Here is a 16,001-nt window from a genome sequence, read left to right as displayed (position 1 = left end):
TTAATGTCAGATATTATTCAGTTACTTCCCGATCATGTTGCTAATCAGATTGCAGCTGGTGAAGTTGTTCAGCGTCCAGCCTCAGTTGTAAAAGAATTACTAGAAAATGCAATTGATGCTGGTGCAACTAGCATCACCTTACTTTTAAAAGATGCTGGTAAAACTTTAGTTCAAGTAATCGATAACGGAAAAGGAATGAGCACCACAGATGCTCGTTTATGTTTTGAGAGACATGCTACTTCTAAAATTAAAGATGCAAAAGATTTATTTAATCTAAACACCAAAGGTTTTAGAGGAGAGGCTTTAGCTTCTATAGCAGCGATTGCTCATGTTGAATTAAAAACAAGACAACATAACGAAGAAGTTGGAACTGCCATTAAAATTGAAGGAAGCTCTGTAATATCTCAAGACGTAGTTTCTACAGCCAAAGGAACAAGTTTAGCCGTTAAAAACTTGTTTTATAATATTCCTGCACGAAGAAACTTTTTAAAATCAGACACCGTTGAAACTCGACATATTATTGATGAATTTCAACGTGTTGCAATGGCGCATCCTGACATTGCTTTCCAATTACACCATAATGGAAATGAAGTTTACCATCTTAAAGAAAGTAATCTAAGAAAACGTATTGTTGCTATTTTTGGTAACAAAATGAATGAAAAATTAGTTCCTTTAGATGAACAAACAGACATTATGAAAATAAGAGGTTTTGTTGCAAAACCTTCATACGCAAAGAAAAAAAGAGGTGAACAATTCTTTTTTGTTAACGATCGTTTTATAAAAAGTTCGTATTTAAACCATGCTGTAAATAGCGCTTTTGACGGTTTATTGGAAAATGGCTATCATCCAACTTATTTCATATATTTTGATGTTCCACCTAACACTATAGATATTAACATTCACCCAACTAAAACTGAGGTGAAATTTGACAATGAAAAAGCTTTGTATGCCATTTTAAGAGCAACAGTTAAACATAGTTTAGGACAATACAGCGTTGCTCCTGTTTTAGACTTTAATAGAGATGCAACTTTAGACACGCCGTATACGTTTAAAGACAAACCAGCTGTTTCAACACCTAAAATAATTGTTGATCCTGATTTTAACCCTTTTAAAAACGAACAAATTAGTTCTCCTTCACCAGTAACTCAAAAAAGAGAATCGATACCATCATCGTCTCCTGTTCAAAAAACACCATCTTTTAAAACTGACTACAAAAAAGACGCAGGAAGTTGGGAATCTTTATATGTAAACACATATGAAAGTACTCAACAAGAGAAACTTTTTGAAAGTGAAAAAGAAACAGAAACAGGTAAAACATTTCAAATTCAAAAGAAATATATTTTAAGCACTATTAAATCTGGAGTTGTTTTAATTCACCAATCCTTAGCTCATCAACGCGTTTTATATGAAGAGTTTTTAACGAATATTACCATTAAAGATGCTAATAGTCAACAACTATTATTTCCAATAAACATTTCATTTTCTTCGTCAGACATTGAAATGATTTTTAGCATAAAATCTGATTTAGAAAGTGCTGGATTTGTGTTTAATGAATTCACAAAAGAAAGTGTGGTTATTGGTGGAATTCCAACATCTATATCTGAAAGTCAAATTAGTTTAATTTTAGAGCAACTTTTAGATGATTTAAAATTAGAAGTTCCAGATGCTAGCTTTAGCCATTATGATGTTATGGCTAAATCATTTGCTAAATCTTTAGCTATAAAAACGGGAACTATTTTATCTGTAAAAGAACAAGAAACTTTAGTAAATAATTTATTTTCTTGTAAAGAACCTAGTGTTTCTCCCCTTGGGAAACCAACATTTAAAACCTTAACTTTACAAGAAATTGATAATATTTTTAGTAATTAGTTATGCAACAATTAACACCTGCTATTAAACACCTAATTATAATAAATGCTATTCTATTTTTTGCACCTCAACTGCTGAATTTAGATTTAACAAATATTCTTGCCTTACATTTTCCTCAAAATGATCATTTTGGTTTTTGGCAATATGCAACACACATGTTCATGCATGGAAGTGTAGCTCATATTTTATTTAACATGTATGGTTTGTGGGCTTTTGGAACTCCTTTAGAACAAATGTGGGGAAAAAACAAGTTCCTGTTCTTTTATTTTTCAGCTGGTATAGGTGCTGGTTTAATTTATACTTTAGTGAATTACTACCAATTTAATGGTATTTTTCAACAGCTTTTAAACTTAGGATTATCCAGTAACGACATCCAAGAAATATTAACATCTGGTAGATATAACAATGAGATTATCACATTAGGCAGCAAACAAATGTCTGAATTTTATTCACTTTATCATACACCTGCTGTTGGTGCTTCTGGAGCTGTTTATGGAGTGTTAGTAGCATTTGCTTTGGCTTTTCCTAATGCAAAACTTGCTATGATATTTTTCCCTGTGCCTGTAGCTGCAAAGTATTTTGTGCCTTTAATAATAATTAGTGATTTATTTTTTGGACTAACTAAATACTCAATTGGAAATGTTGCTCACTTTGCTCATGTTGGTGGTGCTATTATTGGATTTATTATTGCTTGGTATTGGAAAAAAAATCAATTTAGACATTACTAATGGAAACTATTAACAATTTAAAACAGCGATTCCTTAATGCCGGAATGTTAGAGAAGCTAATCTATATAAACATTGCTGTTTTTATCTTAGGGTTATTATCAATTTCCTTTTCAGGATTATACGGACATAGAATTAACTTTTTAAGCGATTGGTTTGCCTTACCTTCGGACCTCGATAAATTCATAACCAAACCTTGGTCGTTAGTCACTTATGGTTTTTTACATGGTGGTTTTTTACACATATTATTTAATTGTATCTGGTTATATATTTTTGGAAGATTATTTTTAGAATATTTTAGTGAAAAGCAAATATTAAGCTTTTATCTATTAGGAACTGTTTTTGGCGGAATGCTATTTATTTTTGCCATGAACTCTTTTCCTATTTTTCAAAATACAAAACATATAATAGTTGGTGCTTCAGCTGGGGTTTCAGCAATTATTATTGGTACAGCAACTCATATACCTAATTACGAATTACGAATTCCTTTGATTAATGTCTATGTAAAAGTTTGGCATTTGGCATTATTTTTCATTCTTATGGATTTAATTAGTTTATCTGGTGGAAATGGTGGCGGTCACTTTTCTCATTTAGGTGGTGCTTTATTTGGTTTTCTTTATGTGAAATACGCAGGCAATAAAGAACTCGATATTTTTACTTCATTTAAGCGAACTTCTAAAAAGAAAAAAACCAAGCTTAAAACAGTACATAAATCAGATAATTTAAATCCTAGAGGTCCATATCGAACAAAATCTAACAATCAGAAGAAAATCGATACTATCTTGGAAAAAATTGGAGACTCTGGCTATGATTCCCTAACTCAAGAAGAAAAAGATTTTTTATTTGAACAAGGAAAAAAATAAAATACGTTGCCAAAGAAAAAGAAATATTCGTTTTTAGATAAATTACTGTACTTCATAAATTCTATCGTTGCTACAGCATTACTTTTATCTTACTTTTTAGCCTTCGTGTCACCTAAAACAGTTCCTGTTTTTTCTGTGGCAAGTTTAGCTGTTCCTTTTTTAATTATAGCTAATGCTATATTTTGCATGTATTGGATTTTTAAATTAAGGAAACATTTTATTTTATCTGGATTAATATTATTACTTGGATGGTTATTCCTTCCTCCTTTCATTAAATTTTCTTCAAAAAATACAGCAAGAAATACAGATGTTAAAGTGATGAGTTACAATGTGAGAATGTTTAATCTTTATAACTGGATAAAAGAAGAAGGAATCAGCGAAAAAATCACTGAGTTCATTAAAGAAAAAGATCCAGATATTTTAGCCATTCAAGAATATCATCATTCTAAAAAAAGAAATTTAAAATTTCCATATTCATATTACGTTCCAAAGTCGAAAAAAAACAATTTTGGACTAGCTATTTTCTCCAAATATAAAATTGTTAATAAAGGCTCTCTAGATTTTAAAAATAGTGCTAATAATGCGATTTACATTGATATTTTAAAAAACAAAGACACTATTAGAGTTTATAACTTGCATCTACAATCTTTACGTTTAAACCCTAAAAAAGAAAATTTTGGTGAGTCTAGCTCTGAAAAACTGATTGGACGTTTAAAAAATGGTTTCATAAAACAAGCTTCACAAGTTGAAGTTTTTCTTGCTCACGAAAAACAATGGAATCGTAAAAAGGTAATCTGTGGTGATTTTAACAACACTGCATTTTCTTGGGTTTACAGACAATTATGTAAAGGAAAAAAAGATGCTTTTGAAATAGCTGGAAATGGTTTTGGAAAATCGTTTAATTATTTTTTTCCTATGCGTATTGATTTCATTTTAACTGATGAATCTACAAACATCAATAATTTTAAAACTTACACACCAAAATATTCAGATCATTTCCCAATCATGTCTCGAATAAATTTTGAATAGTTTATATTAGCAGTCTACTAAACTATTTACTCTTTATGAAACATTTTGAAGTTGCAGTAATAGGAAGTGGTCCTTCGGGAGCTTCAACTGCTTTTCATTTAGCTAAAAAAGGAATTTCAACAGTAATTATAGAAAAGGAAAAATTACCGCGTTATAAAACTTGTGGCGGTGGTTTTGTGTATAGAGGTAGAAAGGATTTACCTTTTGATATTTCTAGCGTAGTTGAAAGAGAATTTAATACAGTGGATATTTTATTAGGTAAAAAACTTCATTTTCAAACTGTACGTAAAGATCCTACGATCACTATGATAATGCGTGATTCTTTCGACAATTTAATTGTTGAAGAAGCTAAAAAATTAGGAGTTACTTTACTTGAAGACAACAAACTAATTGGATTAGATTTTCAAGAAGAAAAAACAATAGTTACCACTGATAAGCAACAAATTTCTGCTCAATTTATTATTGCTGCAGATGGAGCTTTAAGTCCGACAGCAAAAATGGCTGGGTGGAATGAAGAAACTCGTAAATTAATTCCTGCCTTAGAATATGAAGTAGAAGTTTCTGAAGAAGATTTTAACCGATTAAAAGATAGTGTACGTTTTGATATTGACGCTATTCCTTACGGTTATGCTTGGAGCTTTCCTAAGAAAAATCACTTATCAATTGGTGTAGCTTCTACTAAAAAGGCTAGAATCAACCTAAAAAAATATTATCAAGAATATTTAGAAACGTTGGGAATTACAAATATACTGAGTGAATCTCAGCATGGTTTTCAAATTCCTATTGCTCCGAGAACAGATGGCTTTGTAAAAAACAGTGTATTTTTAATTGGTGATGCAGCTGGTTTTGCCGATCCAATTACTGCAGAAGGAATTTCTAATGCAATTTACAGTGGAGTTTTAGTTGCTAATGCTATTAGTGAAAGTAATTCGAATGTTGAAAAAGCTAGTGAATTATATCTTGAAAAATTAAACGAAAGATTGATACCTGAAATTCAAACAGGATTATGGTTAGCAAAATGGTTTTATGAGCAAAAAACTATTCGTAACGTGTTATTGAAAAAATACGGACAAAGATTTAGTGATGCTATGGCTGATATTTTTCATGGCGATCGTTCTTATCCGACCGATATTAAACAAGCAATTACTAAAAAAGTAAAAGAACTTGTTTTTTAAAAAACATTACCACTTGGTTTAAACCAAGTGGTTTTTTTCTAAGAACAGTAATAATCTATTAACAGCAAATTATTAAAACTCAAATATTTTAGTAGTTTGCTGCTTCTAAAGCTTTAGATTTTATATAATCTTCAACTTGATCATGAGGAACTTCTTCTACCTTCACAGGGAAATCCCCATTAGATCCTGAAATAATAATTTCTTCTTGAAAAGCACCTTGAAAAGTTCCATGAACTTTGTACGGAGTAGTTCCTTCTCCTAAAGGACCTGTCCAACCCATTGCATCAATTTTTAAACCTCCAACGAAATGCGGATCCCTAACTAAATCAAATCCATATGAATAATTTTGTGCTTCTCCTTGAACATAAACACTGAAAAAACCTGGAGTTCTTAACCCAGTCCATACATACACTACTTTGCACTCACTTGGAGTAACTGGTTCTTTACCGTAAAATCCCATAATTTTGTTTTTTTTGATTCCCTACTCTATTTACTGATTGGCTTTTCAGGTGACGCCATCACTTTTCTTAAAACAGTGGCCGCTGTACATTGATTAGTCACTTCTAACTTACACACATAACCAACTCAAAAACAAACAAATACCTTAAAAGCAGATTATTTAAACTTTACCGTTTGATTTTTATTCTTAACTGAAGCACATAAAAAAACCTCTTGATTTCTCAAGAGGTTTTAAAAAATAGATTTTCTTAAAATTACCTGATTATAAATCGTTTAGTTTCTTTCATATATTCATTTTCTAACTTTAATATATACACTCCTGATTCAAATCGATCGATATTAATTGTTCTTCTCTTACCTAAAGGAGCCTTTTCAATTACTTGTCCTAACATATTTATAATAGTATATATTGTGTCCGACAGTTCTTTATCTGATCCACCTATTAAATTTAATAAATATCCTTTTTGAACCGGATTAGGAGCAATTGTTAACGAAGTTAACCCTCCTTCATCTTCATCACCTAAAACATCTACTCTAGTTCCAAAATCGTTTATCACAACAGCAGATGAACTACTACAAGTTCCTTCGTAAATCCTAACATTAGTAAATGTTGAATTATTTCCTGAACCACCATCATTATCATTAATAAATACTAAACGATCCATTGTTCCTGTGTAAGAATCTCCAACAGGAATCACATAAGTAGTTGTTCCACTAGTGTAATTATCAAAATTAGTGATTCCATAATTTTGAGTTCCATGTACCTTAAAGTAACGTGAGGAAGTTAACGTGTTATCATCCTCAAAACCAACTCCATGAATTTCCCCTTGAGATGTACTACTAAATTCGAATTCTATAACTGTATTTGGAGTTACAGTATAATTTAATGGAATATATTTCCATGTATTATTTGTTAATGTTAACGATGCACCACTAGATCCGATAGAGAAATTACCTGACGCATCTTGATTTGAGAAAGGAGTTATAGTAAAATCATTAAAATTCAACGTAGCACATCCTGGATCTGGATCAGGATCTGTTCCTCCAGTTGATAACGAAATTGCATCAATTGCAATATCACTAGACCAACTTGAACCTGTTGTTCCTACAAAACGTAATCGCACTGCCGTTTCCCCTAAATAAGCTGCTAAATCAACATTAACTGCATTCCATTGATTTCCTTGGTTTCCAGATTGATTCCAAATACTCGTCCATGTTGCTCCGTCAGTTGAAGCTTCTAATTTTAAAGAACCAACACTTGTACCATACATATGATTACTAAATGAGAAGGTAGCATTGCTAAGTGCAGATAAATCATAACACGGGCTCAATAATATTGCTGTAGCATTATTCCCAATTTGTCCTGTACTTCCATTAGTTGAAGCTTCTAAAAACATATAAAAATTGCCGTCAGCTCCAGAACTTGGTCCTGTTCCAGAAGATGGAGTTCCAGACGCATCTCTTACCCAATTCCCATCATCATTAGTAATTTGGGTCCAACCATCATTTGCTTCAAAACTTTCGCTATAAGGAAAAGTGTTTACTGTTGAAGTACAATCTGTTGGTGTTGGGTCTGGCCCACCACCATCACAAGGATTTGTAAACGAAACTGTCTGATCTGTTTGACCATTAGATCCTCCATTATTATTTTCGTCAGCTCCTTCTCCTACACCTCTTTCTGCAAAAGCTTTCCAAATTAAACACTTATACTGGCCTCCATATAAATCTTGATCAGCCTGTAAAATTCCATCACGTCCAGAAACAAAACCAGGATTTGCAGCTGTATTTTTTAATCCTTCAATTACTAAAGCCATAGCAATATTATTACCTCCTGTACCATTGTAAAAATCAGGATCAAAACCTTCTTGATCTATTAATAACCATGTCATATCCCATAAAATAGTTGCAAAGGCATAGCCTACTCCATGTGGTCTTGCCAATCCTCCAATATCAGCGTAGTCAGTATCATTTAACGATCTATCTGTAGAATATACTGTAGGCCTAATTCCTACTCCATCTAAATCCTGACCCAATACATAAGTTCCAACACCTCTTTTATCTGTTCCTTTATCGCCTGCTTTCATTGTTAACATTAACCCAAACCAATCAGACCAACCTTCACCCATTTGCTCTGAACCACCAAGAACGTTAGAGTTTCTTCCTCCAACTAATCTTGTAGAAATCCCGTGTCCGTATTCGTGCGCGATAATTAAATTATCAAAAGATCCATCTCTACCTGGTGTAGTTCTATTCCATAGAAACATTTGCATTCTTGGATTACTTCCATCTGGTGGAGTTCCAAAATTGGCATTATTTGTACCACTTCCATCTTGAGAATCTGCGTTTACCGAATCACTTCCTGCACCTCCTTTTCCATAATTATTTTCTTGAAAATTTCCACTAGCTTCATCAAAACCATACTGATACCATACATCATGCATAATGTTATTCCAATAAAATAAATTTGTTGTAGAAGCATCTCTATAAGTACTTGGTGCTTGATTTAAGTTTACTGGAAAATCAAAATCTAAAGTTGATCCTCCACTTGGAGAAGCTCCTGTGCCATTATTTCCATTAGCATCTTCTTGAGCCCATACATTATTTCCTCTTGTAATTGTATACTCTGCTCCATTTAATCCATTAGTGTCATGCCATCCATAAGGAGAAGCTGTTGAATTTGCTGGATTTGTGACAATACTCCTACCTCCATCATCTGGGTTCATTAAAGGCATTGCGTACACATTATAAGAATCTGGAGCAAACATCATAGAAGTATTAGCATAAGGAGTCATTACATGATTTTCTTCATTTTTATGTTCTTTACGTTTTAAAACATGTGTATGATCTGCATCTCCAAAATCACAGGAAATCACCCAGTTATCTTCTGTCACTATAGTATTTGAGGAAACATCTACAAAACTATTCCACCAGTTTTGCCCTCCTTCTTCATACAGAGTTACATTCCAACATAAATATAATTTCCCTTCATGAGAAATATACACCTTCTTTACTGTTATAGGTTCATTATCTTGAGTATTACCTGTATTAGAATATACACTAAAATTATCACCCTCAGAAGAACGCTTTAACGCTTTTACTAAACGCAATGCTGGTTTTAAGTTATGAGAACGAATTACTGTATTTATTGCAGCTTCTTCAGTAATTACCCCTCCTCTTTGTTGTGGAATTTTAGCTTCTAAATTAGTAATGAACTGATTTTTCTCAAAATTAATCTTATTATTAAATACAGATAAGTTAGATGTTGCATTTACTATTGGAATCCCTTTATAATACTGAGTAACATAGTAATGTACAAGTCCTTTTTTAAGTGATGATGCAGTACTTGTTACTTTCCACTCCTTAAAATCTGCTGGAGTATCTTCACTCTTTTTTTGAAGTAATTTAAAATGTTTGTCTATAACATTTAAATCTTTGGTTGAGTTTTGTGAATAACTAACCTGTAGTGCTAGAAATAGCACTACAACAATGTAGATTTTTTTCATTTTGTTTTGATTTTGAAAGGTTAACTGTTCTAAAGTTATCAAAATCAATTCTTTGTAAATAATTTATTTTTAAAATCAACAAAAAGGCAAAAATTGTTTTATTTTAACATAATTTATTAAAAACAAAACACTACTTAAGTTAAAAAACAATATTTTATTTAATTAAACTGTTTTTTTTAACCTTTTTTAAAGTCAACAAATCTATAGGATTGATACCTAAGCCTCTTACATTTTTCTGAGAAAAACGAATTACTTCATCGTAATATAATGGTACAACTGGAGCCTCATTAATAATTATACTATCCATTTGTTTATATAGATTATAACGTTTACTGTTATTGGTTTCTTTTATTGCTAATCGATATAAAAAATCAAAAGTTTTATTTTTAAAATGTGTATAATTTGGCCCGTTAGGAGTGAAATTCTTACTGTAAAATAAAGACAAATAATTTTCTGCATCAGGATAATCTGCTATCCAACTTGCTCTGAATATAGGAAGTTTACCATTGGCTTTTCCTTGTCGTAAAGTAGACGGTAAAATTACTTCTACTTTAACATCTAAACCTATATTTTGTAATTCTCTTTGAATGAATTCACATAAATCTAAATAATTGCTGTTTGTTGTAATTGTTATAACAATTTCTTTTTGTCTTGTTGATTTTTTAAACTCATTTATAAGTTCTATAGCTTTTTCTGGTTGATATGTATAACCTTTCATTTCTGAAAACGACGGTAATCCCTTAGGAATAAAACCATGTATTGCAGGTTCCCCTATATTATTTCGCAAGAATTTCATCATTTTTTCTCTATCAAAACCGTAATTAATAGCTTTTCTAATTAGCCTTGATTTTGTGGGATACTCATCAGCTACATCCATATAAACTCCTAAGTACTCTGTATTTAAATATGCTCCTTTTTGCATATTTACTTTAGACTTATATTTTTCTTTTAAAGTTCCATCAGTAGCTAAAATCTCATCTTTATAAGAAGCGTCTAAACTTTTCATAAAGTCAATATTTCCTTGAATAAACTGTAAAAACTCACTTTGTTTATCAGGCAAAAAAGTAACAGCTACAGCTTCCAAATACGGCAAAGAGTTTCCTTCTTTATCTTTTTCAAAATATTTTTTGTTTTTTCTTAAAACTAGCTTGGTATTTTCTACCCATAATTTAAATTGAAAAGGCCCTGTTCCTACTGGATTAGATCGAAAATCATTTTTATAAAAATCTATAGCTTCTTTAGGAATTACCGAGCAATACTTCATACTTAGTAAACCTAAAAAAGGTGGAAAAGGTTGTTTTAATTCTATTTTAAATATAGAATCATTTATTGCTTTGAAATGATTTACATGTTGTAAAACCCATCTACCTGGTGAAGCTACTTTTTCATCTAATAATCTACGAAATGAATATTCGAAATCATTTGCTACTACTTTTCTTGTTTTAAACTCACCGAAAAGTTCATTTTCATGAAAAAAAACATCGTCTCGTAATACAAAAGTATATGTTAATCCATCTTCAGTTATAGTCCAACTCTTAGCTATATCTGGTTTCACCTTTAAACCATCATTTAATTGAACTAAACCATTAAATAACTGATGAACCCCCCATATATTGGGTTGATCTTTAGCAAAAGCTGGATCTAAAGAAGAAATATTAGAATGTTCGTTATAACGAAATACTTGATCATCTTTAAATTTAGATGATTCTTTCTTACAAGATCCTAAAAGCACACATAATAATAGTATAAAACTATTTCTCAAAACCATATTCTCTTTCTACTTTACATATTCGTAATTGGTATTGTTGATACCATTTTTGTCGTCCCTTTTCCCTTGCATATGTATGTTCTACATTATTTTTCCATTTAGATATCGCTTCTAAACTTTTCCAATATGATACTGTAATACCAATTTCACTTCGGGCAGATTCTATTCCTAAATATCCTTCTTGTTCTTTAGCTAAATCATCCATCTTTTCTGCCATTTCATGATATCCTTCTATATCATCTGTTAATATTGTTGTAAATATTACTGCGTAATATGGTGCTGTAAAAATTTTCGCTATCATAATTTTAATTCGTATTTAGTTTCAGGTAAGCCAATGTCTTTGCTTACAAACTGATGCACTGGTTTAAAATTTAATTTTTCTAAATTTTTTGCTGAGGCTATGTTTTCATTTATAACATTACCAATCAGCTTTGTCATTTTTATTTGCTTAGCATACGCTATTAATCCTTCACAAATTTCATATCCATATCCATTCCCCCAATACTCTCTAATAAATCGATATCCTATTTCATCTTCATTTTGTTCATCTTTTACTAGCGCTAGTGTTCCTAAAAAATTCTTTTTTTTTTATCTTCAATTGCATAAATCCAGAAATCATTATTCGGCAATGTATATTTAGCTATTACTTCTTTTAAATTCTGCTGAACACCTTCATAAGTATCAACTTCTCCTGTAGCGTATTTTAAAACTAAAGGATCACTTTGTAATTTATAATATCCTTCTATATCTTCTAATTTTAGATATCTAACTTCTAGTCTTTCAGTTTCAAAAATCATTTTCAATATTGTACTTTTGCAGTCGGTTAAATGTACAAGAATGAATGCGGAAAAAAAAGTAGCTTTTTACACATTAGGATGTAAACTAAATTTCTCTGAAACTTCTACTATCGCTAGAAACTTTGTTAATGAAGGTTTTGAACGTGTTGAATTTGAAGAAAAAGCTGATATATACGTAATTAACACTTGCTCTGTAACAGATAATGCTGACAAGCGTTTTAAAACAATTGTTAAGTCTGCACTTAAACAAAATGACGAAGCTTTTTTAATTGCTGTAGGTTGTTATGCCCAGTTAAAACCAGAAGAATTAGCAGCAGTAGATGGTGTTGACTTAGTTTTGGGTGCAACCGAAAAATTTAATGTAACTAGTTACATTAATGATTTAACAAAAAATGATGTCGGCGAAGTTCATTCGTGTGAAATAGAAGACGCTGATTTTTATGTTGGATCTTATTCGATTGGAGATAGAACTCGTGCTTTCTTAAAAGTACAAGATGGATGTGATTATAAATGTACATATTGTACAATTCCATTGGCTAGAGGAATTTCTAGAAGTGATACCTTAGAAAACGTTTTAAAAAATGCTAAAGAAATTTCTGAAAGAGGTATTAAAGAAATTGTACTTACAGGAGTTAATATTGGTGACTACGGTAAAGGAGAATTCGGAAATAAAAAACACGAACATACATTTTTAGAATTGGTTCAGGCATTAGATAAAGTTGAAGGAATTCATAGATTACGCATTTCATCTATTGAACCTAACCTACTGAAAGATGAAACAATAGAATTTGTTTCTAAATCAGATACTTTTGTTCCTCACTTTCATATTCCATTACAATCTGGTAGTGACGAATTACTTAAGAAAATGAAACGTCGTTACTTACGCAAAGTATACACTAATCGTGTTACTAAAATACGTGAAGTAATGCCACATGCATGTGTAGGTGTTGATGTTATTGTTGGTTTTCCTGGAGAAACTGATGAGCTTTTCTTAGAGACATATAATTATTTATCTGAGTTAGATATTTCTTATTTGCATGTTTTCACTTATTCTGAAAGAGCAAATACAGAAGCTGCAGAAATGGATGGTATTGTCCCTAAAAACGTTAGAGCAAAGCGTAGTAAAATGTTACGTGGACTTTCAGTTAAAAAACGTAGAGCTTTTTACGAAAGTCAAATAGGAAATACCTTATCTGTTTTGTTCGAAGGTGAAAATAAAGAAGGGTATATTCATGGTTTCACAGAAAATTATGTAAAAGTAAAAACTCCTTGGAATCCTGAATTAGTAAATACTATTCACAATGTAAAATTAATTAAAATTGATGAAGACGGATTAGTACGTTTCGATTTTGTTGATACGAAAGTTATTCATTAAATTGTTTGCTCATAAAATCAAAAAAACACCTCGATAACATTATGAAAATTTTTTTCCTATCTATTTTTTTACTTGCTTTAAGCTGTGGTGCTCCCAAAGGAGATTCTAATAAAACAGAGGCAAACTCAGAAAAAGAAACACCTACAAATACTGAAGAAACAACTAATATTGATCTTTATAAAAGACAATTAGTTTTAGTTTTAAATGATCCTACTCGTGAAGATAAAACTAAAGAGTTCTTAAAGAATAGTGGAGTACAATGGAAAAAAATGGTTTTCGATAATGGAGCTTCTAAAATTGCAGTTGTAGAAATTCCAAATGATAAATATGATTTTTGGCTTAAAGCGCTGGGGTCTTCAAGTGAATTTAGGTCTGTAAAAGTAAATGCTAAAAATGTTGTTGAAGACCTTATAAAGAAAGAAGAAAACACTTTATTAAGCATGCGTAAAACTGGTTGTTTTGGAGATTGCCCGAGTTACGATATTATAATAAACAAACAAGGTGTTGTTTTATATAACGGAAAACAATATGTTTTACAAGAAGGTGAAAAGGAATTTAAACTTTCAGACAAAGAATTAGAAACAATAAATAATAAATTAAACAAAAAGAAATTTTCATCCTTTAATGCTGTTTATGACAATCCTAAAATAATGGATTTACCTTCTACTTACATAGTACATCAGGGTAAACAAGTAAAAATTCGATTATGGAATGATGACGTTCCTGAAGAATTAATGGATTTACATGAATATATTGAAGGAATTTTACTTGAAAAGAAATTCTTTGAATAAAAAATTATATGGAAAAAACTCATTTGTATTTCGTACCAGGTTTAGCAGCAAACACGAAAATATTTGAGTACTTAGATTTACCAAAAGAAAATTTTGAAACCCATTTTTTGGAATGGATTTTGCCCTTATCAGTTGAAGAAACTATAGAAAGTTATGCCAAACGAATGTGCGAATCAATTCAGCATGACAATCCTATTTTAGTTGGTGTTTCTTTTGGTGGAGTTATGGTACAAGAAATGAGCAAACAAATAAACTGTAAAAAGGTAGTTATTATCTCTAGTATGAAGAGTAATAAAGAACTTCCAAATAGATTAAAGCTTGCTCAAAAAACTAAGGCTTACAAATTGTTTCCAACTAAAATAGTTGAAAACATAGAAGAATATGAACACCTTTTCTTTGGAGATTATTTAAAGAAAAGAGCTGAATTATATAAAATGTATTTATCAATCCGTAATGCTGATTATTTGCAATGGGCAATACATAATGTCTTGAATTGGAAACAGGATTATGAATTAGACAATATAATTCATATACACGGAAATAAAGATGAAGTATTTCCTATCAAACATATTAAAAACGCTATAGAAGTGGATAATGGCACTCACATTATGATTTTAAATAAAGCTAAAACTATTTCAAAAATTTTAGCTGAAAAATGCAAGTGTTAAATCCCTTTCTAATAAAAATACAAACATATTTATGCAGGTAAAATTATTACGCATCTTTTACGTCCTTTCTTTTTTAAGTATTGTTTTTTTATTATTGAATTTAAACAATGTAAAAACAAATAATAACAAACAAATTACATCTTTAAAAGACACAGCCATTATTAAAACAGAAAAAAATGTTAGTCATCTATACGAAGTAAAGGCTGTAAAATTACCTCAACAAATGGAGTTTGCAGGTGAATCTGTTCCTTTAAATCAACTTGATGTACAAGAACGTTTAGATCGTGAATTATTAGTAAATACATATTGGCAATCTAATGGTCTTTTACTAATGAAAAGAGCTAACAAATTTTTCCCGCTGCTTGAACCATTACTAAAAAAACATGGTTTACCTGACGATTTTAAATATTTATGTGTTGCTGAAAGTGCTTTAATTCAAGTTCCTTCGTATAAAGGAGCTGCTGGTTATTGGCACTTTATGCCTAGAACAGGAAAAGAATATGGTCTTGAAGTAAATAGTAATGTAGACGAGCGTTATAACCTAGAACTATCTACAAAAGTTGCTGCTGAATATTTAAAGAAAGCTAAAAATAAATTTGGAAGTTGGACTTTAGCTGCTGCTGCTTATAACGCTGGAGGCGGTAGAATTTCTAAACGTTTAAAAGAACAAAAAGTAACTAATTATTATGACCTTTTATTAAATCCTGAAACCGGAAGATATGTTTTTAGAATTCTTGCTTTAAAAGAAATCATGTCGAATCCAAAAAAATATGGCTTTGTGTTTGATCAAGAAGATTTATACACTTTCCCTAAAGTAAAAGAAATTTTAGTGGATTATCCTATTCCTGATTTAGCTGATTTCGCAAAACAATATAATATTACTTATAAAGAGTTAAAATTAGTAAATCCTTGGTTAAGAGAAACCAAATTAAACAACAACAGCAAAAAGGAATACACGATAAAAATTCCAATTCATTAG

The 16,001-nt window shown here is 30.8% G+C and carries 15 protein-coding genes; 9 read left to right on the top strand and 6 right to left on the bottom strand.

Features of this window, described 5'->3' with window-relative positions:
- Positions 1-3: 3 nt before the first annotated feature.
- From mutL to ACSIGC_RS15365, 5 genes are read left to right on the top strand one after another with little or no spacing between them, the layout of a single operon-like run.
- Positions 4-1,869: a DNA mismatch repair endonuclease MutL gene (mutL, locus tag ACSIGC_RS15385; protein WP_442265664.1), complete on the top strand. Its 1,866-nt coding sequence runs from the start codon at positions 4-6 to the stop codon at positions 1,867-1,869.
- 2 nt (positions 1,870-1,871) lie between these two features.
- The gene (locus ACSIGC_RS15380) at positions 1,872-2,597 is read left to right on the top strand and encodes a rhomboid family intramembrane serine protease (protein ID WP_442265663.1); all 726 of its coding nucleotides are present in this window, start codon (positions 1,872-1,874) and stop codon (positions 2,595-2,597) included.
- Positions 2,597-3,457 carry a rhomboid family intramembrane serine protease gene (locus ACSIGC_RS15375; RefSeq protein ID WP_442265662.1) on the top strand — a complete coding sequence of 287 codons (861 nt, stop codon included), beginning with the start codon at positions 2,597-2,599 and terminating at the stop codon, positions 3,455-3,457. Before ACSIGC_RS15380 ends, ACSIGC_RS15375 begins: the two co-directional genes overlap by 1 nt.
- Positions 3,458-3,463: 6 nt before the next feature.
- Positions 3,464-4,486: an endonuclease/exonuclease/phosphatase family protein gene (locus ACSIGC_RS15370; RefSeq protein WP_442265661.1), complete on the top strand. Its 1,023-nt coding sequence runs from the start codon at positions 3,464-3,466 to the stop codon at positions 4,484-4,486.
- Between the two features lie 35 nt (positions 4,487-4,521).
- The gene (locus tag ACSIGC_RS15365) at positions 4,522-5,661 is read left to right on the top strand and encodes a geranylgeranyl reductase family protein (RefSeq protein ID WP_442265660.1); all 1,140 of its coding nucleotides are present in this window, start codon (positions 4,522-4,524) and stop codon (positions 5,659-5,661) included.
- An 88-nt stretch (positions 5,662-5,749) separates the two neighbouring features.
- Here the strand turns inward: ACSIGC_RS15365 and ACSIGC_RS15360 are convergent, their stop codons facing one another.
- The 6 genes from ACSIGC_RS15360 to ACSIGC_RS15335 all read right to left on the bottom strand — a co-directional run bounded on the left by ACSIGC_RS15360 (position 5,750) and on the right by ACSIGC_RS15335 (position 12,188).
- The gene (locus tag ACSIGC_RS15360) at positions 5,750-6,121 is read right to left on the bottom strand and encodes a hypothetical protein (RefSeq protein ID WP_442265659.1); all 372 of its coding nucleotides are present in this window, start codon (positions 6,119-6,121) and stop codon (positions 5,750-5,752) included.
- 253 nt (positions 6,122-6,374) lie between these two features.
- Positions 6,375-9,623: a M36 family metallopeptidase gene (locus tag ACSIGC_RS15355; RefSeq protein ID WP_442265658.1), complete on the bottom strand. Its 3,249-nt coding sequence runs from the start codon at positions 9,621-9,623 to the stop codon at positions 6,375-6,377.
- A 154-nt stretch (positions 9,624-9,777) separates the two neighbouring features.
- A complete protein-coding gene (locus tag ACSIGC_RS15350; RefSeq protein WP_442265657.1) occupies positions 9,778-11,391 on the bottom strand; it encodes an ABC transporter substrate-binding protein in 1,614 nt (537 codons plus the stop codon).
- The gene (locus ACSIGC_RS15345; RefSeq protein WP_442265656.1) at positions 11,375-11,692 is read right to left on the bottom strand and encodes an antibiotic biosynthesis monooxygenase family protein; all 318 of its coding nucleotides are present in this window, start codon (positions 11,690-11,692) and stop codon (positions 11,375-11,377) included. The genes ACSIGC_RS15350 and ACSIGC_RS15345 overlap by 17 nt, the downstream gene beginning before the upstream one ends.
- Positions 11,689-11,919: a GNAT family N-acetyltransferase gene (locus ACSIGC_RS15340; protein ID WP_442267771.1), complete on the bottom strand. Its 231-nt coding sequence runs from the start codon at positions 11,917-11,919 to the stop codon at positions 11,689-11,691. The genes ACSIGC_RS15345 and ACSIGC_RS15340 overlap by 4 nt, the downstream gene beginning before the upstream one ends.
- A 41-nt stretch (positions 11,920-11,960) precedes the next feature.
- Positions 11,961-12,188 (bottom strand): GNAT family N-acetyltransferase, encoded by a 228-nt coding sequence (locus tag ACSIGC_RS15335; protein ID WP_442265655.1) that lies wholly within the window; start codon positions 12,186-12,188, stop codon positions 11,961-11,963.
- Between the two features lie 40 nt (positions 12,189-12,228).
- On the opposite strand from ACSIGC_RS15335, the gene mtaB reads away from it, so the two are divergent.
- Genes mtaB through ACSIGC_RS15315 form a run of 4 tightly spaced genes read left to right on the top strand, consistent with a single transcriptional unit; the run spans position 12,229 to position 16,001 of the window.
- Positions 12,229-13,563 (top strand): tRNA (N(6)-L-threonylcarbamoyladenosine(37)-C(2))-methylthiotransferase MtaB, encoded by a 1,335-nt coding sequence (mtaB, locus tag ACSIGC_RS15330; RefSeq protein ID WP_442265654.1) that lies wholly within the window; start codon positions 12,229-12,231, stop codon positions 13,561-13,563.
- Positions 13,564-13,604: 41 nt separating this feature from the next.
- A complete protein-coding gene (locus ACSIGC_RS15325) occupies positions 13,605-14,354 on the top strand; it encodes a DUF6438 domain-containing protein (protein WP_442265653.1) in 750 nt (249 codons plus the stop codon).
- A gap of 8 nt (positions 14,355-14,362) precedes the next feature.
- Positions 14,363-15,022, top strand: coding sequence for an alpha/beta hydrolase (locus tag ACSIGC_RS15320; protein WP_442265652.1), 660 nt, complete (start codon positions 14,363-14,365; stop codon positions 15,020-15,022).
- Positions 15,023-15,053: 31 nt separating this feature from the next.
- The gene (locus ACSIGC_RS15315; protein ID WP_442265651.1) at positions 15,054-16,001 is read left to right on the top strand and encodes a lytic transglycosylase domain-containing protein; all 948 of its coding nucleotides are present in this window, start codon (positions 15,054-15,056) and stop codon (positions 15,999-16,001) included.

This window comes from Tenacibaculum aquaeponti, assembly GCF_052084715.1.
GTDB lineage: Bacteria > Bacteroidota > Bacteroidia > Flavobacteriales > Flavobacteriaceae > Polaribacter.
This window is presented reverse-complemented; position numbering and strand designations above follow the sequence as displayed.